At 69.7% G+C, this 15,713-nt stretch carries 16 protein-coding genes and 2 tRNA genes; 9 read left to right on the top strand and 9 right to left on the bottom strand.

What is annotated here, in order from left to right:
- Positions 1 to 122 precede the first annotated feature (122 nt).
- Positions 123 to 1,667, top strand: coding sequence for a heme-binding protein (locus tag BM310_RS14920; RefSeq protein WP_089809042.1), 1,545 nt, complete (start codon positions 123 to 125; stop codon positions 1,665 to 1,667).
- 115 nt (positions 1,668 to 1,782) lie between these two features.
- Here the strand turns inward: BM310_RS14920 and BM310_RS14915 are convergent, their stop codons facing one another.
- The 4 genes from BM310_RS14915 to BM310_RS14900 all read right to left on the bottom strand — a co-directional run bounded on the left by BM310_RS14915 (position 1,783) and on the right by BM310_RS14900 (position 4,468).
- Positions 1,783 to 2,223: an SHOCT domain-containing protein gene (locus BM310_RS14915; protein WP_089809040.1), complete on the bottom strand. Its 441-nt coding sequence runs from the start codon at positions 2,221 to 2,223 to the stop codon at positions 1,783 to 1,785.
- A 41-nt stretch (positions 2,224 to 2,264) separates the two neighbouring features.
- The gene (locus BM310_RS14910) at positions 2,265 to 3,050 is read right to left on the bottom strand and encodes a GHMP family kinase ATP-binding protein (RefSeq protein ID WP_089809289.1); all 786 of its coding nucleotides are present in this window, start codon (positions 3,048 to 3,050) and stop codon (positions 2,265 to 2,267) included.
- Positions 3,051 to 3,161: 111 nt separating this feature from the next.
- Positions 3,162 to 3,368 (bottom strand): hypothetical protein, encoded by a 207-nt coding sequence (locus BM310_RS14905; protein ID WP_089809038.1) that lies wholly within the window; start codon positions 3,366 to 3,368, stop codon positions 3,162 to 3,164.
- Positions 3,369 to 3,373: 5 nt separating this feature from the next.
- Positions 3,374 to 4,468, bottom strand: coding sequence for an aldo/keto reductase (locus BM310_RS14900; RefSeq protein WP_089809036.1), 1,095 nt, complete (start codon positions 4,466 to 4,468; stop codon positions 3,374 to 3,376).
- Positions 4,469 to 4,621: 153 nt separating this feature from the next.
- On the opposite strand from BM310_RS14900, the gene BM310_RS14895 reads away from it, so the two are divergent.
- On the top strand, positions 4,622 to 6,871 hold the full coding sequence (locus tag BM310_RS14895) for a GH32 C-terminal domain-containing protein (protein ID WP_089809034.1): 2,250 nt from the start codon (positions 4,622 to 4,624) through the stop codon (positions 6,869 to 6,871).
- A 24-nt stretch (positions 6,872 to 6,895) separates the two neighbouring features.
- On the opposite strand, the gene BM310_RS14890 is transcribed toward BM310_RS14895, so the two are convergent.
- The gene (locus BM310_RS14890) at positions 6,896 to 8,194 is read right to left on the bottom strand and encodes a glycoside hydrolase family 68 protein (protein WP_089809032.1); all 1,299 of its coding nucleotides are present in this window, start codon (positions 8,192 to 8,194) and stop codon (positions 6,896 to 6,898) included.
- A gap of 161 nt (positions 8,195 to 8,355) precedes the next feature.
- Between BM310_RS14890 and BM310_RS14885 the strand changes: the two genes are divergently transcribed.
- The 4 genes from BM310_RS14885 (at position 8,356) to BM310_RS14870 (ending at position 11,161) form a co-directional block, all read left to right on the top strand.
- Positions 8,356 to 9,315, top strand: a complete 960-nt coding sequence (locus BM310_RS14885; RefSeq protein WP_089809030.1) for an acyltransferase — start codon at positions 8,356 to 8,358, stop codon at positions 9,313 to 9,315.
- Positions 9,316 to 9,404: 89 nt separating this feature from the next.
- Positions 9,405 to 9,731: a DUF7577 domain-containing protein gene (locus tag BM310_RS14880; protein ID WP_089809029.1), complete on the top strand. Its 327-nt coding sequence runs from the start codon at positions 9,405 to 9,407 to the stop codon at positions 9,729 to 9,731.
- Between the two features lie 90 nt (positions 9,732 to 9,821).
- A complete protein-coding gene (locus BM310_RS14875; RefSeq protein WP_089809027.1) occupies positions 9,822 to 10,625 on the top strand; it encodes an Nmad3 family putative nucleotide modification protein in 804 nt (267 codons plus the stop codon).
- A gap of 65 nt (positions 10,626 to 10,690) precedes the next feature.
- Entirely contained in the window at positions 10,691 to 11,161 is a 471-nt protein-coding gene (locus BM310_RS14870; protein ID WP_089809025.1) for a hypothetical protein, read from the top strand.
- Between the two features lie 106 nt (positions 11,162 to 11,267).
- Here the strand turns inward: BM310_RS14870 and BM310_RS14865 are convergent, their stop codons facing one another.
- The gene (locus BM310_RS14865; RefSeq protein ID WP_089809023.1) at positions 11,268 to 11,768 is read right to left on the bottom strand and encodes an MOSC domain-containing protein; all 501 of its coding nucleotides are present in this window, start codon (positions 11,766 to 11,768) and stop codon (positions 11,268 to 11,270) included.
- A 284-nt stretch (positions 11,769 to 12,052) separates the two neighbouring features.
- Positions 12,053 to 12,123 (bottom strand) — tRNA-Gly (locus BM310_RS14860).
- 193 nt (positions 12,124 to 12,316) lie between these two features.
- On the opposite strand from BM310_RS14860, the gene BM310_RS14855 reads away from it, so the two are divergent.
- Positions 12,317 to 13,150: an NAD+ synthase gene (locus tag BM310_RS14855; RefSeq protein WP_089809021.1), complete on the top strand. Its 834-nt coding sequence runs from the start codon at positions 12,317 to 12,319 to the stop codon at positions 13,148 to 13,150.
- A 20-nt stretch (positions 13,151 to 13,170) separates the two neighbouring features.
- On the opposite strand, the gene BM310_RS14850 is transcribed toward BM310_RS14855, so the two are convergent.
- A complete protein-coding gene (locus BM310_RS14850) occupies positions 13,171 to 13,905 on the bottom strand; it encodes an enoyl-CoA hydratase/isomerase family protein (RefSeq protein ID WP_089809019.1) in 735 nt (244 codons plus the stop codon).
- A 60-nt stretch (positions 13,906 to 13,965) separates the two neighbouring features.
- Between BM310_RS14850 and BM310_RS14845 the strand changes: the two genes are divergently transcribed.
- Entirely contained in the window at positions 13,966 to 14,646 is a 681-nt protein-coding gene (locus BM310_RS14845) for a DUF7114 family protein (RefSeq protein WP_089809018.1), read from the top strand.
- A 79-nt stretch (positions 14,647 to 14,725) separates the two neighbouring features.
- Positions 14,726 to 14,797, top strand: a tRNA-Thr gene (locus BM310_RS14840).
- Positions 14,798 to 15,002: 205 nt separating this feature from the next.
- Here the strand turns inward: BM310_RS14840 and BM310_RS14835 are convergent.
- Entirely contained in the window at positions 15,003 to 15,626 is a 624-nt protein-coding gene (locus BM310_RS14835) for a hypothetical protein (protein ID WP_089809016.1), read from the bottom strand.
- Between the last annotated feature and the right edge of the window lie 87 nt (positions 15,627 to 15,713).

Genomic DNA, 15,713 nt, shown 5'->3' with positions numbered 1-15,713 from the left:
TTCACGACTCGTCGGTCCGCGGCGGGGGTTCGCGACGCGCGTGCCCGGTCAGAGAGGTACGCGCGTCGTATCCGCGGGGACGACTCGCAACTCCCATACGGGAGAAACGCTAACGTGCGGACATGCCAGAAGCCCCACCGACCGACGAGGGTTGGTTCGTCCTGCACGACTTCCGAACCGTGGACTGGGACGCGTGGCGCGACGCGCCCGAACACGAACGCGAACGCGCCGTCGGCGAGGGCGTCGAGTACCTCCGCGCGCACGAGGCCGTCGAGGACGCCGACGAGGGAACGTCGGCCGTCTTCTCCGTCCTCGGCCACAAGGCGGACCTGCTCGTCGTCCACTTCCGCCCGACGCTCGACGACCTCTCGCGGGCCGAACGGCAGTTCGAGCGCACGTCGCTCGCGAACTTCACCGAACAGGCCACCTCGTACGTCTCCGTCACCGAGGTGTCGGGGTACGTCTCGCAGGAGTACTTCGAGGACGAGGACGCCGACATCGACGAGGGTCTGCGCCGCTACATCGAGGGGAAACTCGAACCCGACGTCCCCGACGACCAGTACGTCGCCTTCTATCCGATGTCGAAGCGCCGCGGCGAGAAACACAACTGGTACGACCTGCCGTTCGACGAACGCGCCGAGATGATGTCCGTCCACGGCGACACCGGCCGCGAGTACGCCGGGAAGATAAAGCAGGTCATCGCCTCCTCCGTCGGCTTCGACGACTTCGAGTGGGGCGTGACGCTGTTCGCCGAGGACCCCACGGACATCAAGGACATCGTCTACGACATGCGCTTCGACGACGTCTCCTCGAAGTACGGCGAGTTCGGCCAGTTCTACGTCGGCCGCCGGTTCCCGCCCGCCGACCTGGGCGCGTACCTCGACGGGGAGTCGGTCCCCACGGCCGAACACGACGAGGCGGCCGCCCACGCCGAACACGGCGCGCACGGGTCGGCGCACGGCCACGCCCACGGTGACTCCCCCCACGGGGGCGACGACCACGGCGGCGCACACGGCGGCGGCGGCGGACACACGCACGGCGACTCCCCGCACGGCGAGTCCGCCGAGAGCGACGAGACGGAGGCGGACGACATCCGCGGCGAACTCGAGGACCTGAACATCTACGCGGGCAAACCCCACGGCGAGGACGTGTACGCCACGGTGCTCTACTCGGAGGCCGACACCGACGAACTGTTCGAGGAGGTGGAGGGTCTCCGCGGCAACTTCGACCACTACGGGACGCACGTCAAGACGGCCGTCTACGAGGCTCTCGAACGCGAACGGACCGCCGTCGTCTCCATCTGGGAGACGCAGTCGGCGGCGGAGACGGCCGCCGGGTTCCTCTCGGAACTGCCCGGCATCGTCTCGCGCGCCGGCGAGGAGTCCGGGTTCGGCACGATGGGGATGTTCTACACCGTCAAGCCCGACTACCGCGAGGACTTCGTCGAGAAGTTCGACACCGTCGGCGACGCACTCGCCGACATCGACGGCCACCAGGACACCGACCTGATGGTCAACCGCGAGGACGAGAACGACATGTTCATCGCCAGCCAGTGGGACTCCCGCGAGGACGCGATGGGCTTCTTCCGGTCGGACGACTTCCGCGACACCGTCCAGTGGGGCCGCGACGTCCTCGCGGACCGCCCGCGACACGTCTTCCTCGCGTAACCGAGTCGCGCCGAGACGGGCGACTGTCTCTCTTTCTGTCCGTCGCCGAGACGGTTGCGACTGCGCGCCGACGGCGGCGCAGTCGCTCGGTTTCGAACGGAAACGAGGGGGTGCGCTACCGGTTCACTTCCCGTCGTTCGAGCGTCCGCGTTCGCGCCTGTGACCCCGCATCGTCGCGCGCGACGCTCTCAGTCTCGACGAGTGCGTCCAGTCGTCGCTCGAACTCCGCGTGGTCCACGTCGCCGGCAGCGTAGCGTTCGCGGAGGCGGGCGATGGCCGACTCCTCGTCGGCCGGTTCGTACGGCGCGGCGGACTCGCTCGACTGCCGCGTCTCGGCGCCGTCGCCGCGGAGGTAGCCGAGCACCCAGTCGACGGCGTACATCCCGAGCATCACGAGCGGTGCCACCGTGAGAAACGCCATCAGCGGGTTGCCGCCGCTGGCGAGGACGACGAGAAACAGCCACAGTCCGGCGACGACGCCCGCGAGTGGCGGGCTGTCCCGGACGGCGCGGGCGTTGGCGGCGAGCCAGTCGCCGATTCGTTCGAGGAGGGTCATACGCGGCGATTCGACAACCAGATGAAAGTTACTTTCGGTGCCTACAGCACGCGAGCGCCCTCGTTCGTGACGCGCGTCTCCGAGTCGAGGACGCCGTCGACGCCCGTCGCCAGCACCGTCTCGCCCACCATCGCCATCGTCGCCGCGCCGCCGGCGTCGACGACGCGTTCGACCGTCCGTTCGACGGACGCCGTCGGCAGTTCGGTTCGCTGCGCGAACGCCCACGACGCCTCGAACCACGCCTGCATGGAGTCGCCGGGGTGGAACGCCGAGAGCGTCTCGGTGCCCGCGTCGGCGACGTTCGCCACAGCGGACTCGTCGTCGAGAACCTCCCGCGTGGCGATGTCGCCCATCGAACTGTACTCGATGCGGTCGGTGCGTTCGGCCCGGTCGCGGCCGTCGCCGGTGCTCCACACGAACCCGCCCACGTCCTGCACGAACACGTCTCCGAGACCCGTCCCGGCGGTGACTTCGGCGCGGTGGGCCGCCTCGAGGGCGTCCTCGCGGTCCGCGTCGAGCTCGAACTCCGCGACGGCGGCGAGAGCGGTGGCGAGCGTCGCCGCACCACTCGCGCCGAAGCCGCGTCCGACCGGCGCGTCGGCCGAGAGCGAGACGGCGGCCGTGACGCCGAGACGGTCGAGCACGCCCGCGACGGGTTCGAACGCTGTGGTCGACCCGTCCAGTCGAACGGTGGTCTCATCGGCCGGTTCGACGGTGGCTCGCACGCCGTCCTCGACGGCGAAACTGACGCCCAGCGAGCCCTCCGCCGGGTCGGAACGCGGCACGAAGACGGTGGTGACGCTGCCGGGTGCGTACGCTGTCGTCATGTCTCGGCGGTCGGTCGCCACGCTCCTAAGCGTTGTCGCAGGCGGTGAACGGGGTCGGGAGGAGGGTCACGCATCGCCGACGGCGTCGGCGCGGCGGCGGGGGCCGCGAGGCTACTCGGCGTCGACGGCGGCCGACTCGGCCTCGTCGGCCCGCGACCGGAGGTAGCCGAGGACGCCGAACAGGCCGCCGAGGAGCGTCAGCGTGTCCCACGGCGCGGCGTCGACGCCGCGGGACCGGGCGTCCCGTCGAATCCACGCGGCGAGCGTCAGGTGGACGGCGGCGGTCAGTCCGAGGAACGCCTTGGTGCGTCGGCGCACGGCGCTCAGTCGGCGGAGTTGCGCGGGCCGGTGGAGGGGCGCTTGTCGATGCCCGCGGCGTCGATGTCGTCGCCGCCCACCGAGGAGCGGAGTTCGTCCATCCCGTCGTCGCGGTCGATGCCGAAGTTGTCGGCGTACAGGTCGCTCACGCGGGCCATCTCCTCGTCAGAGAGCTTGGGAACGTCGCTGGCGGCGGCCCACTCGGTGATGTCCTCCTTCGTGTGGAACGTCGGCGTCACCGACGCGACGGGGTCGTGGCTCAGGAGGTAGGCGATGGCGGCCTGCCCCATCGTCCGGGAGCCAGACGAGGTCCCCTCGTCGCCGCGTTCGAGGAAGCGGAGCGTCTCCAGTTTCTCCCAGCCCGTCTCGTACCACGCGTCGGGGCGGAACCCGCGGTGGTCGTCCAAGTCGTGGCCCGTCTCGGGCGTCACCTGCTCGTTCAGGAGGCCCGAGGAGTGGGGGACGCGCGGGACGAGACTGGTCGACGACCCCGTGCGCTCGATGGTGTCGAGGAAGTGGTTGCCCACCTCCTGTTCGAAGAGGTTCCAGACGAGTTGCAGGGAGTCGAACTCCTCCTCGATGGCCATGTCGCCCTCGGCCAGCCAGCCGATGGACGGGCCGAGCGCCCAGCCGACGGCGTCGACGAGTCCCTCCTCTCTCAGTTCGTCGAGGGCTTCGAGGACGTCCGCGTCCACCTCGTCGACGTTCGCGTTGTGGAGTTGCAGCACCTCGACGTGGTCGACGCCGAGTCGGTCGAGGCTCTTCTCGGTCGCGGTGCGGACCCACTCGCCCGTCATCTCCTTCGGGAGTTCGCCGTGGCCCGCCTGCGGGTTGTTGTAGAAGTCGTAGCCCACCTTCGTCGCGAGGGTGACCTCGTCGCGGTAGTCGGCGATGGCCTCGCCGACGACTTTCTCGCTCTCGCCGTGGCCGTACACGTCGCCGGTGTCGAAGTAGGTGATTCCCTCCTCGATGGCGTGGTGGATCATCTCGATGGAGTCGGCCCTCGTCCGGTCGCCCCACCAGTCGGTGCCGACGACCCACGCGCCGAACCCGACTTCGCTGACCTCGACGTCCGAGTCGCCCAGCGTCCGGTATTGCATATCCCGGCCTTGGCGGTGCGGACACTTAGCCCCACCTTTTTCGGCCTCGGGTTCGCTTCGCTCACCTCCCCGCGGGGAACGCGCCCTCGACCGACGGTCGACGAACGTACTAAACAACGAGTTAATGACGCACCCTCTCGAACCTCGTCGGCAATGGACGACCTTTCGGCCAGCGTCGCGTTCCTCTCTGCGACCGACTACACCGACGAACAGCGTGCGGCCCGCGAGTGGTGCGCCGGCGTCGCCGACGTGGACGACGTTCCGCTGTCGGCCGTCGCCGACGGCACCGTCTCGCTCGCCGACTACGACGCCGCGTGGTGGCACCGCGACGACCCGGTGGACGAGACGACCCGCGCCCTCGCCGCCGACTGTGCGGACGCCGTCTCCGACTTCCTCGCCGCCGACGGCGGACTCCTCCTCTCGCTCCACGCGCTCTCGGCCGTCGTGCCGTTCGGCGTCGACGAGGTGGCTCCCGACGCCGTCGGCGCGGAGACGCCCGCCGAACCGAGCGGGTTCGTCAAGAAGCGGATGTACGACGACCACCCCCTGTTCGAGGGGTTCCCGCTCCGCGAACTCCACACCCAACCGGCCGACGTGACGCGTCCGTACGCCCGCTACGAGGGCGTCCTCCCCGCGTCGGGCGACGTCGTCGCCTCGACCATCCGCGGCGACGAGTTCCACGTCGCCCAGAAGGCGGCGTTCGCGTGGCGCGTCGGTCGGGGCGCGGTGTACGGCCTGGGCTCCGAAGTCGCGTTCCTCCCGACGTGGGACTTCGAGACGGCGGAGGCGCAGCGACGAATCGTCCGCAACGCCCTCGCCCTCCTCGCGGGCGCGCCGCAGCGACGTCCGGACTTCACCGACAGACCCGACGACGCCGAGGGGTTCGCGGCGATGCGCGCGGAACTCGCCGACGACCACCGCCGCCCGCGGTACCACCTCGCCCCGCCCGCCGGGTGGCTGAACGACCCGAACGGCGTCGTCCAGTACGACGGGACGTACCACGTGTTCTACCAGTACAACCCCGGCGGGCCGTTCCACGGCACCATCCACTGGGGCCACGCGACGAGCGAGGACCTGCTTCACTGGGAGGACCGTCCGGTCGCCCTCGCGCCCGACGCCGACGGCCCGGACCGCGACGGCGTCTGGTCGGGGTGCGCCGTCGTGGACGACGACGGCACGCCGACGCTGGTCTACACCGGCGGCCGCGGCCGGGACCAACTGCCGTGTCTGGCGACGACGGACGACCCGTCGCTCGACACGTGGGAGAAACACGGCGACAACCCCATCTTCCCCGCGCCCTCGGCCGGCATCGACCTGCTGGAGACGGACGACTGGCGCGCGGAGTTCCGCGACCACTGCGTCTGGCGACAGGACGGGACGTGGTATCACCTCATCGGCGCGGGCGTCGCGGACACCGGCGGCGCGGCCCTCCTCTACCGCGGCGACGGCCTGCGGGAGTGGGAGTACGTCGGCCCCCTCCTCGTCGGCGACTGGGAGGGCCACGGCGTCGTCTGGGAGTGCCCCGAACTGCTCGACTTCGGGGACACCCAGGTGCTGCACGTCTCGAACTACAGCCACGTCGAGTACTTCCTCGGCACCGCGTCGCTCTCGGAGCCCTCGTTCGACGTCGACCACCGCGAGCGGATGGACTACGGCGACTACTACGCCCCGCAGTCGACCCGGACGGACGACGGCCGCGTCCTCACGTGGGGGTGGGTGCCGGAGGCGCGCGGCGCGGAGGCGCAGTGGCACGCCGGGTGGTCGGGAGTGCTCACCGTCCCCCGCGAACTGTCCGTCGAGGACGGCGAACTCCGCCAGCGACCCGCCCGGGAACTGCGGGACCTGCGCGGGAAGCGCCGCCGCGAAGAGCGTCTCACGCTCGAACCCGGCGCGTCGCGGACGCTGGACCTGTCGGGCAACGCCTACGAACTCGCGTTCGAGGTCAGCGTCGGCGACGGCGACGAAGACAGCGTCGGCGACGGCGACGAAGACAGCGTCGGCGACGGCGACGAAGACAGCGTCGGCAACAGACACGGAGACGACGCCGACGCGACGTTCGAACTCGGCCTGTTCGAGTCGCCGGCGCGGAACGAACGGACCGTCGTCCGGTACGGCGGCGACGAGGTGGTCGTCGACCGGTCGCGGAGCGCCCTCGACGGCGTGCCCGACACCGAACCCCAGCGGATGCCCGTGGCGGACGGGACGCTGTCGCTCCGGGCGTTCGTCGACGGGTCGGTGCTGGAACTGTACGCGAACGAACGTCGGTGTCTGACGAGTCGGGTCTACCCCACCCGCGCGGACGCGGACGGCGTGTCGCTCCGGGCCGTCGGCGGGACCGTCGAACTCGCGTCGATGGACGCGTGGGAACTCGACGCGACGTTCCCGGCGCGTTCGCGCGACTGAGTGAGTGGGGCGCGGTCGGTGCGGTCAGTAGCGGTACGGGTCGCGTTCCGCGCCGACGTCGCCCTCGAACGGGTCCGCCGGTAACGACTCGCGCGCGAGGGGGAGGTGGCCGTGTCCGAGCGTTCCGCGGACGCGCGTCTCGGACCCCTCAAGCGCCACCCTCACCGTCGGCGCGAGGGTGCCGCCGAAGCGGCGCATCTGCTCGTCCTCGGGGAGGAGGGCGACGTCGTCCATCGACGGCCGGTCGTAGTCGAAGTAGTTGAAGAAGGAGGTGACGAGCAGTTCGTCGCCGTGGTCGTACGCCAGCCACGAGTACGCCTGAAACGGCGCGTTCGCGGGGTTCGTCAGGATCATCCCGTGCCCGTTCAGCGGTTCGTAGTCGCCGCGCAGGCCGTCGGCGACGAACCCGTACAGGGCGTCGTAGCCCTCGATATCCGGCGCGAACGTGTGGTGGTGGCTGGAGACGAACAGGTAGTACGTCCCGTCGCGGACGACGAGGTGGGGGCGTTCGAGTTCCTGATTCACGCAGACGGCGTCCAGAAGCGGCGGCCGCAACTCGAACTCGGTGGGGTCGCCCGTCGGCGAGTGGGCGATGCCGACGCTCCCGTTGAACGCCTGTCGCGCGGCGTCCCCGTCGCAGGCGTCGGACCCCTCGGGGACGGGCGTGTTCGCCTCGAACAGCAGGTACGTCTCGCCGGAGGCGGGGTCCTCGAAGAACCACGGGTCGCGGAACGTGTACGTCATCCCGCGGCTCTGCGCCTCGCGTTCGTACCACTCGCCGTCGGGTTCGAGGAGGACCGAGTGGTCCCACGGCCCCTCGATACTGACCCCGCCGTCGTCGGCGTCGATGGTGCCGCCCGTCGCGAGGGCGATGCGCTGCGAGTAGGTGAGTTCGGGTTCGTCGCTCAGACCCGCGGCGGTGTAGTAGAGGTACACGTCGCCGTCGTCGTGCAGGGCCGACCCGGCCCACTGCCGGGACCCGAGCGTCCCCTCGGGTTCGAAGACGCGGCCGCCCGTCTCCCAGGACTCGCCGTCCGCCGAGTGGAAGTACCGAATCGTCGCCACGTCGTGTCGCTTCCCCGGCAGCAGTTTCGACGACGCCGTGAGGGCGAAGACGACGCGGCGGCCGTTCACCTCCGCGGGCGACCCGTCTCGGTCGCGGAGCCACCACGTGTCCCAGACGTGCAGGTCCTCGTCCAGATTCGCCTCGGGCGGGTAGATTATCGGTGTGACGTTCGTCTCGTCGCGGCGCAACCGCGCCGCGTGGTCGCGGGTCCACGCCGGTCGGTCCGTCGGGACCGCCGGACGCTCCTCGTCGGTCATACCCGTCCGTTCCCCGAACTGCGTAAAGTGCCCGTCGGTATCCGATTGTTTACTACCGCGGTAGTCAATCGTGTGCCCCGGCTCGCGCGGCGACGGTCGCGGTTCGCCGACGGCGCTACACAACCGAACGGATTAGTTCGGCGGGAGCGAACCCGGAGTCGATGACGAAAGTCCACGTCTCTCTCCCCGCGGAGGCGGAACGGAACGTGCAGGCGTTCATCGACGAGGTGGACGAACGGCTCTCCTCGGCGGAGGACACGTGCGAGGTCGTCACAGAGACGCTCGTGGACCTCCACGGCGACCGGGCGGCGTACGAACGGTGGCAGGCGGGCGAGGACCTCTCGGCGGCCGAACGGGTCCGCCTGCAGGGGTACGACCCGTGCAACGCCACGCTGGAGTCGGAGTACTACGCCGAGAAGGACGAGTCCCGATACACGGAGTCGAAGTACCTGCAGTGGCTGTGGCGACAGTTCGACGCGACGCCGATGGCCGACAACGTCGACTTCGCCCTCCGGTTCCGACAGATGCTGGCCGACCACCTGTTCGAGGAGTGCGGGGACGACTGCCGGTTCTTCAAGGGTATCACCTTCACCTACGGTCACAACATCTCCGTCGGCGACAACACCGTCGTCCACGACGACGTCCACCTCGACGACCGCGGGCGACTCACCATCGGCGACCGGGTCTCCATCTCCGACGGCGTTCACCTCTACAGCCACGACCACGACGTGGTGGACCAGACCGCAGTCGAGAACTACCACACCGTCGTCGAGGACGACGCCCGCGTCACCTACGACGCGATGGTCCGCGCCGGCATCCGAATCGGCACCAACAGCGTCGTCGGCGCGCGGTCGGTCGTGCAGGGCGACGTCCCCGCCCACCACGTCGTCGCCGGCACGCCCGCCGAGAGCATCCGCGTCAAACCCGGCTGGGAGTCGGTCGCCGACCCCGTCGCGGACCGCCTCGTCAACCGACAGGAGGAGCGGCGGATTCCGTACGACCTCCCCGACGGACTCGACACGTTCGACGAGTTCGGACGCACGCTCTCGCCGCCGGACGCGCCCGACGCCCCAGACGCCGTCGAGTCCGACTCCGGGTCCGACCCCGGGTCCGACGACTGAGCCGTTCTCCACCCTCCTCGCCGCGCCGCGTCCGAGAGCGACGGCGCTCCCCCCGAACGATAAAGTACCTTGCTAACCGATACCACAGTATGGACCCGTGGGGTTGGATCGTCGTCTACGCCATCGGGCTCACGGTACTCCAGCTACTGGTGTATCGGTACCTCCTGAACAACGGCGACGAGACGGGGTACGACGGCGTGTTCGGGGACTCCGAGGACCGTCCCGACGGGACGGTTGCACAGGGGACCGAACGCGGCGGCCTCGCGCGGACGCCGCGTCTCGCCGCGTCGCCGAACTCGCCCGCCGACAGGCCGGACAGTCGGTCCGACGGCCGCTACTGCCCGCACTGCGGGACGGAGAACGAACCGGACCGCACGTTCGACCGGTGCTGGAACTGCGCGAACCGACTCGCCTGAGTCGCCGCGCCGGTGCGCCGGCGCACCCCGAGAGGCGCACCTCCACGACTCACGAGTGGGAGCTAAGTCCCCGCCCCGCCTACGTCCGGCGTGCCCCGCGCCATCGCCATCAACATCGCCGCCAACACCACGCTTCCGGGCGTCCGCGGCCCCGTCTACCCCGACGGCACGTTCGCCTACGTCCCCATCCCCGAGCGAGAACCCACGCGCTCGGACGCGACGGTACCGACGTACGCCGACATCGACCCGCCCGTCGAACTGCCCGCCGACGTCCGCGACGCGCGGGTCCACCTGGACCCCGAGTTCGCCGGCTACCCGTTCTGCGAGCGCTACACCTACGGCGACGAACACGGCGTGAAGGCCGGGCCGCTCTCGGGTCTGGACACGGGCGACTGGCTACTGTTCTACGCGACGCTGGACCGGCACGAGACGGTGGGCGGCGACGCCGACGGGAATCCCGGAGTCGACGCCGCAGACGGCCCAGAGACGGACGCCGCGGACGGCCCGGAGACGGACGCCGCGGACTACCTCGCGCCCGAGTGGGGCGCGTACCTCGTCGGCGCGTTCGAAGTCGACGTCGCCGTCACGGGCGAGGGGTACGAGTCGCTCCCGGCGACCGACCGCGCCCGATTCGCCAACAACGCGCACGTCAAGCGCGAGACGTTCGACGCCGAAGTTCTCGTCGCCGGCACCGACCGCTCGCGCCTGTTCGACCGCGTGGTTCCGCTCTCCTCGCCCGACGCGGGCGCCGACGCGAACCGCATCGTCACCGACCTCTCGAACGACTCGGGGCGGGGGCCGTGGTGGCGGCGCGTCCTCCGGTTCGACGCCGACGCGACGGCCGACCTGTTGGCCCTCTTCGACTCGCGCGCGTTCGGGCCGTACCTCGACTGAACGCGTCCGGAAAACAGACTCTCTCCGACGCGAATGCTTTTCACCTCCGACGAATAGTCGCAGGCATGAACGGATGGGAGTCCACGCTCTCGCGACGCCGACTCCTCGCCGCGACTGCGGCGGGCGTCTCCGCGCTCGCGGGGTGTGGTGGGGTGAACGCGCAGAACGACCGGCCCGAGGGGACCGCCAGTCTCGGCTACGTCCGGGTGGTGAACCGCCACGACGCCGACCACACGGTCCACGTGCTGGTCGAACGCGGCGGCGAAGTCGCCTTCTGGTCGTCGTACGACCTCTCGGCCGCCGGTGAGGACGCCGCCGCCGTCGCCGTCGAGGGCCCGTGGGCCGACGACGCCGCCGAGGCGGCGTACGAGGTGTACTTCCGCGTCGACGACCGGAGCGAGTGGAAGACGTTCGGCACGGCCGAGAGCGACCTCGACTGCTACGGACTCGAAGCCCGCGTGAACGACGACGCCGGACTCGGTCTGTGGGTCGAACACGAACCCGACGTGTGCGGGACGGGGACGCCGGCGGAGTAGACGCCTGTCGCTCGACGTCCCGGTCGGCGTCGTAATCGGCGAACCGCTCGGACTCGGTCGGCGTCGCAGACCGGCGAACCGCTCGGACCCGGTCGGCGCTCGTCGCTCACCAGTTCACGTCGTCTCCGACGGCGATGCGCCCCGACTCGACGATGCGAGCGTCGAGGCCGCCGCGGTGTTCGAGCGCCGCCGCCGCGTCCGGTTCGTTCGCGAGCGACTCCATGTAGCCGCAGGGTTCACAGAGGCCCACTCCTTCGAGGACGGCCTCACCGACGCGGAAGCGCTCGCCGACGAGGTGGTTGAGTGCCACCCCTCGTGTCGTGACGTTCCGACGGTGCGCGCCCGGTTCGAACTCCACGTCGTAGTCCGCGGCGGCGGCCGCCAGCGCTTCGGCCTCGACGAGCGTGACGTCACTCGGCTCCAAGTCGTCCCGGTCGTTGTAGATGCCGTCGCCGTCGAAGTATCGGTCCCCTTCGAGGCCGCGGCCCGCGACGGCCCTGACGGACTCTCGCGACTCCGGGTCGCCGCCCGTCCCCGACGCGACGTGGATGCGCTCGACCGAACCGACCCGCGTCTCACCCCTCGAATCGCCCTCGTTTCGGCTCATACCTCTCTCATCTCGTCGAGAGAGAAAAATCAGTGTGCCGACCGGGAGTTCCACCGAGGGAAACGAGGTGAACGTCGGTCGGCGAACGGCGGCAGGGAGTGCGCCGACCGGGAATTGAACCGGAACCAGACGGTCCGACTCGCTCCGCTCGTCGGCTGCGACTGGTAGGGTTCGATTCCGGTGCGGTGATTTCACTCCTCACTTCGTTCGGAGTAGAACTGCGCCGACCGGGAGTCTCGGGAGCGAAACGACCGAAACGTCGGTCGACGAACGGCGGCAGGGAGTGCGCCGACCGGGAATTGAACCCGGACTATTAGCTTGGGAAGCTAATGTCCTACCATTGGACCATCGGCGCTCACTTCGTTCGCACCGGGCGTCACCTCACTTCCTTCGGTGACCCGTCGGCGCGCATCTTCACCTAATCGCCCCGCCGCACTTGAACGTAGCGTTTCGCCGACCCGGCAGTTCGGCCCCTCGAAACTGGACGGGCGTCCACGGAACCGCGCCGACGGGTGTCTATTAGTTCTCTGAGGTGCTATCGTAGACTGATGAGCACGGACCAGACGGTTCTGAGCGACACCGCTCCCCTCGACCTTCGCCTGTCGGACGACGAACTCGAAGCGACGCACGAGCACATCCTGCAGTTCATCCGCGACGTGGTCGACGACGCCGGCGCCGAGGGGGCCGTTCTCGGCCTCTCGGGCGGCATCGACAGCACGACCACGGCCTATCTCGCCGTCGAAGCGCTCGGGACGGAGAACCTGCACGGACTGGTGATGCCGAGCGTCGTCAACACCGACGAGAACATGAGCGACGCCGAACGCGTCGCCCAGGAGTTGGGAATCGAGTACGACGTCGTCGAGATTCAGCCCATCGCCGAGACGTTCTTCGACACGTTCCCCGAGGCGGCCGACGACCGGATGGCCGCCGGGAACGTCTACGTCCGCGTCCGCGGCGTCCTGAACTACTTCGTCGCCAACCACGAGAACAAGGTGGTCCTCGGGACGGGCAACCGTTCGGAGGCGCTGGCGGGCTACTTCACGAAGTACGGCGACCAGGCGGTGGACTGCAACCCCATCGGCAACCTCTACAAGCAGCAGGTCCGGCAATTGGCCGCCCACGTCGGCGTCGCAGAGGACCTCGTGATGAAGACGCCCTCCGCGGAGATGTGGTCCGGCCAGACCGACGAGGAGGAGATGGGGATGGACTACGACACGCTGGACGCCATCCTCGCCCTGCACGTGGACGGTCCGCTCTCGAAGTCCGCGACGACGAAGCACCTCGACGTGACCGAGGCGCAGGTGGACCGCGTCGTCGAACTGTACGAGCGGAGCGAACACAAGCGCCACACCCCGCCCGCGCCGGACCCGCTCGACCTCTGAGCGACTTCATCTGAGCGACTTCAGCCGTCGGACGCCTCGTCCTCTGCTTCCTCTCCCGTTCGCGCCCGCCGGATGTCGTCGACGTATCGCTCGTGGAGGCGCGCGAAGGCCGCCGCTTCGGCCCGTTCGCGCGCCTCGTCGTCCGCGTCGTCCCGGAGTCGTTCCTTCACGACGCGGAGCGCGTCCGGTCGGTTGGCGGCTATCTCGTCGGCGACGGCCCGCGGGTTCTCGACGACGCGCGAGACGAGCCCCATCCGGCGGGCCTCCGCGGCGTCCACCACCCGCCCGGAGAGCGCGAAGTCCATCGCCTCGCCCTCGCCGACGACGCGGGGCAAGCGGACGGTGCCGCCCCACGCGCCGAACAGGCCGAACTCGACGCCCGGTTCGGCGAACGTCGCCTCCGGCGTCGCCACGCGCACGTCGCAGGCGAGGGCCATCTCGACGCCGCCGCCGCGGGCCGCGCCGTCGACGCCGGCGACGACGACGGCGGGCGCGTCGCTGATTTCGTTCGCCACGCGCTGCCCTCGTCGCGCGAACGCCTCGGGGTCCGAGAGGTCCGCGACGCTGTCGAGGTCCGCGCCCGCGCAGAACTGCCCGTCGGCACCGCGGAGGTAGACGACGGGTGTCTCCGCGGGGTCGACGCCGCTCACGGCGGCGGCTAGGTCGTCCAGGTCGGTGGGTCGGAGCGCGTTTCGTCGCTCCGGGCGGTCGATGGTCACGACGCGCACCGGTCCGTCCGCCGTCGTTCGAATCATGCGCGTCTGTCCTGCGCGTTTTCCAAAGGTCTTTGCCCTTGCCGCCGTAACTCTCGGCTAATGGACGACGCCGTGCGGGCCCGCGATGCCGCGCGTGAGGCGCTCGACGATATCGAGCCTGACCGCCTCCGTGAGGTGTTGTTCGACCGTCTCGACGAAACTTCGATGACCCCCGGGGTGCTCACCGTCCTGAGCGCCCGTGCGCTCGACCCGAGCGTGGACGCCGACGCCGACGGACTGGCCGAACGAGCCGCGGGCGTCCAACTCATCTACGAGGGTCTCCGACTCACCCGAACGCTGACACACGAGGAGCCGTGGCTCACCGCCGAGGAGGGCGACATCGACGGCGACATCGACATTCTCGCCGCCGACGTCCTCGTCTCTCGGGGATTCTACGTCCTCGCACGGACGGACGCCGCCAAGCGGGCGGTCGAAGTCGTCCGCGCGTTCGGTCGCGACCAGACGCTCCGGCAGGGACAGGACGACGCCGACACGCTCGACAGGAACCTCGAAGCGGACATCTTCACGCTCTCCGTCGTCGCCGGCACGACGGCCGTCGGCGGCGACGCCCCGCCCGCGCTCTTGGAGTACGCCGCCGAGTTGGCCCGCGAGTGCGACGCCGAGGGCAGTCTGCCGCCCGCCACCGCCGCCTTCTCGGACGCGACGGCCGAACGCATCGCGTCGCTATCGGTCGCGAGTCGCGGCGACGACCGGGTGCCGTCCTCGGCGACGGACCGATAAGGCGTGTCGTGAAACTCCGTGACGCGGCGTCCCCGAATCGAAACGCCTAAAGACGAATCAGGCCAACGAGCGTATGCGTGCCTGGGTAGCTTAGCGGTAAAGCGCGTCCTTGGTAAGGACGAGAGCCCGGGTTCAAATCCCGGCCTAGGCTTTCTGTGAACTCGAACCCCGAGCGACAGCGAGGGGTGCGGAGTGAACGAAAGCCGTACCCGTGATTTGAGCAGCGAGCAAATCTCCGATTTGTGAGTGAGTTCAAATTCCGGCGTAGACTTTCTCTGTAATCTCACTCTCACCGATGAGGTACGTCCGAAACCGCTCACGACCGCAAAAACCGAACAGAAACCGCGTTCTCGCCGTTACCGGAAGTCCTCGACGAACCGCTCGGGCATCCGTTCGACCACGTGTTCGGGCATCGCGTCGACGGCCGTCTGCGCGACGACGACCATCGGCTTCCGCAGCAGCACGTACACCGCGGAGACGCCCAGCGCGGCGTACACGCCGAGTTGAATCGGGCCGTCGAAGACGTACAGCGTCGGCAGGGCGAACAGGCCGGCGGCCAGCAGGTCCTCCGGCGCGCCGTCGTAGCGAATCCACCGGCGCGGCGGAATCCAGCGGCCGTGGTAGTGGCTGTAGACGGCGCGCTCGGAGGTGCCGAGCCACGGCTTCAGCTCCAGACCGCCCCCGAGGGCGTCCATCGCCGAGTGGAGCGCGGCGGCGGCGAGGAACAACGCCACCGAGACGGTGAGCGTCGAGGGGGCGACGGCGGCGACTGCGACGGCGGGGACGGCGAGCGCGCTGAAGTACACCGGGAAGTGCAGCGTCTTGCGGTGCCCCGCGTAGAGGTCGAAGTCGGGGAACAGTCCGCCGAGCGCGGCGGCGAGCACTGGTATCGGCGTCGCCGCCGCGGCGCTCTCGGGGAACACCACCGCGACGACGACGGCGAGCACGACCCCTGCGAGGGCGTGCGTAGTTGCCATCATCACCCTGACCTCTGTTATACAACGGAAAAACGGTTACGCGTCGTGTGCTAACATGTCAGACCGAACGCGCCGACGGGGGCGAACGGA

Source organism: Halogeometricum rufum (assembly GCF_900112175.1).
In the GTDB taxonomy this organism is placed as follows: Archaea; Halobacteriota; Halobacteria; order Halobacteriales; family Haloferacaceae; genus Halogeometricum; species Halogeometricum rufum.
This window is presented reverse-complemented; position numbering and strand designations above follow the sequence as displayed.

What these genes read in the sequence shown, in the direction of transcription:
- BM310_RS14920 (WP_089809042.1), top strand. Translation starts at nt 123, where the DNA reads ATGCCAGAAGCCCCACCGACCGACGAGGGTTGGTTCGTCCTGCACGAC.
- BM310_RS14915 (WP_089809040.1), bottom strand. Translation starts at nt 2,223, where the DNA reads ATGACCCTCCTCGAACGAATCGGCGACTGGCTCGCCGCCAACGCCCGC.
- BM310_RS14910 (WP_089809289.1), bottom strand. Translation starts at nt 3,050, where the DNA reads ATGACGACAGCGTACGCACCCGGCAGCGTCACCACCGTCTTCGTGCCG.
- BM310_RS14900 (WP_089809036.1), bottom strand. Translation starts at nt 4,468, where the DNA reads ATGCAATACCGGACGCTGGGCGACTCGGACGTCGAGGTCAGCGAAGTC.
- BM310_RS14895 (WP_089809034.1), top strand. Translation starts at nt 4,622, where the DNA reads ATGGACGACCTTTCGGCCAGCGTCGCGTTCCTCTCTGCGACCGACTAC.
- BM310_RS14890 (WP_089809032.1), bottom strand. Translation starts at nt 8,194, where the DNA reads ATGACCGACGAGGAGCGTCCGGCGGTCCCGACGGACCGACCGGCGTGG.
- BM310_RS14885 (WP_089809030.1), top strand. Translation starts at nt 8,356, where the DNA reads ATGACGAAAGTCCACGTCTCTCTCCCCGCGGAGGCGGAACGGAACGTG.
- BM310_RS14880 (WP_089809029.1), top strand. Translation starts at nt 9,405, where the DNA reads ATGGACCCGTGGGGTTGGATCGTCGTCTACGCCATCGGGCTCACGGTA.
- BM310_RS14870 (WP_089809025.1), top strand. Translation starts at nt 10,691, where the DNA reads ATGAACGGATGGGAGTCCACGCTCTCGCGACGCCGACTCCTCGCCGCG.
- BM310_RS14865 (WP_089809023.1), bottom strand. Translation starts at nt 11,768, where the DNA reads ATGAGCCGAAACGAGGGCGATTCGAGGGGTGAGACGCGGGTCGGTTCG.
- BM310_RS14855 (WP_089809021.1), top strand. Translation starts at nt 12,317, where the DNA reads ATGAGCACGGACCAGACGGTTCTGAGCGACACCGCTCCCCTCGACCTT.
- BM310_RS14850 (WP_089809019.1), bottom strand. Translation starts at nt 13,905, where the DNA reads ATGATTCGAACGACGGCGGACGGACCGGTGCGCGTCGTGACCATCGAC.
- BM310_RS14845 (WP_089809018.1), top strand. Translation starts at nt 13,966, where the DNA reads ATGGACGACGCCGTGCGGGCCCGCGATGCCGCGCGTGAGGCGCTCGAC.
- BM310_RS14835 (WP_089809016.1), bottom strand. Translation starts at nt 15,626, where the DNA reads ATGATGGCAACTACGCACGCCCTCGCAGGGGTCGTGCTCGCCGTCGTC.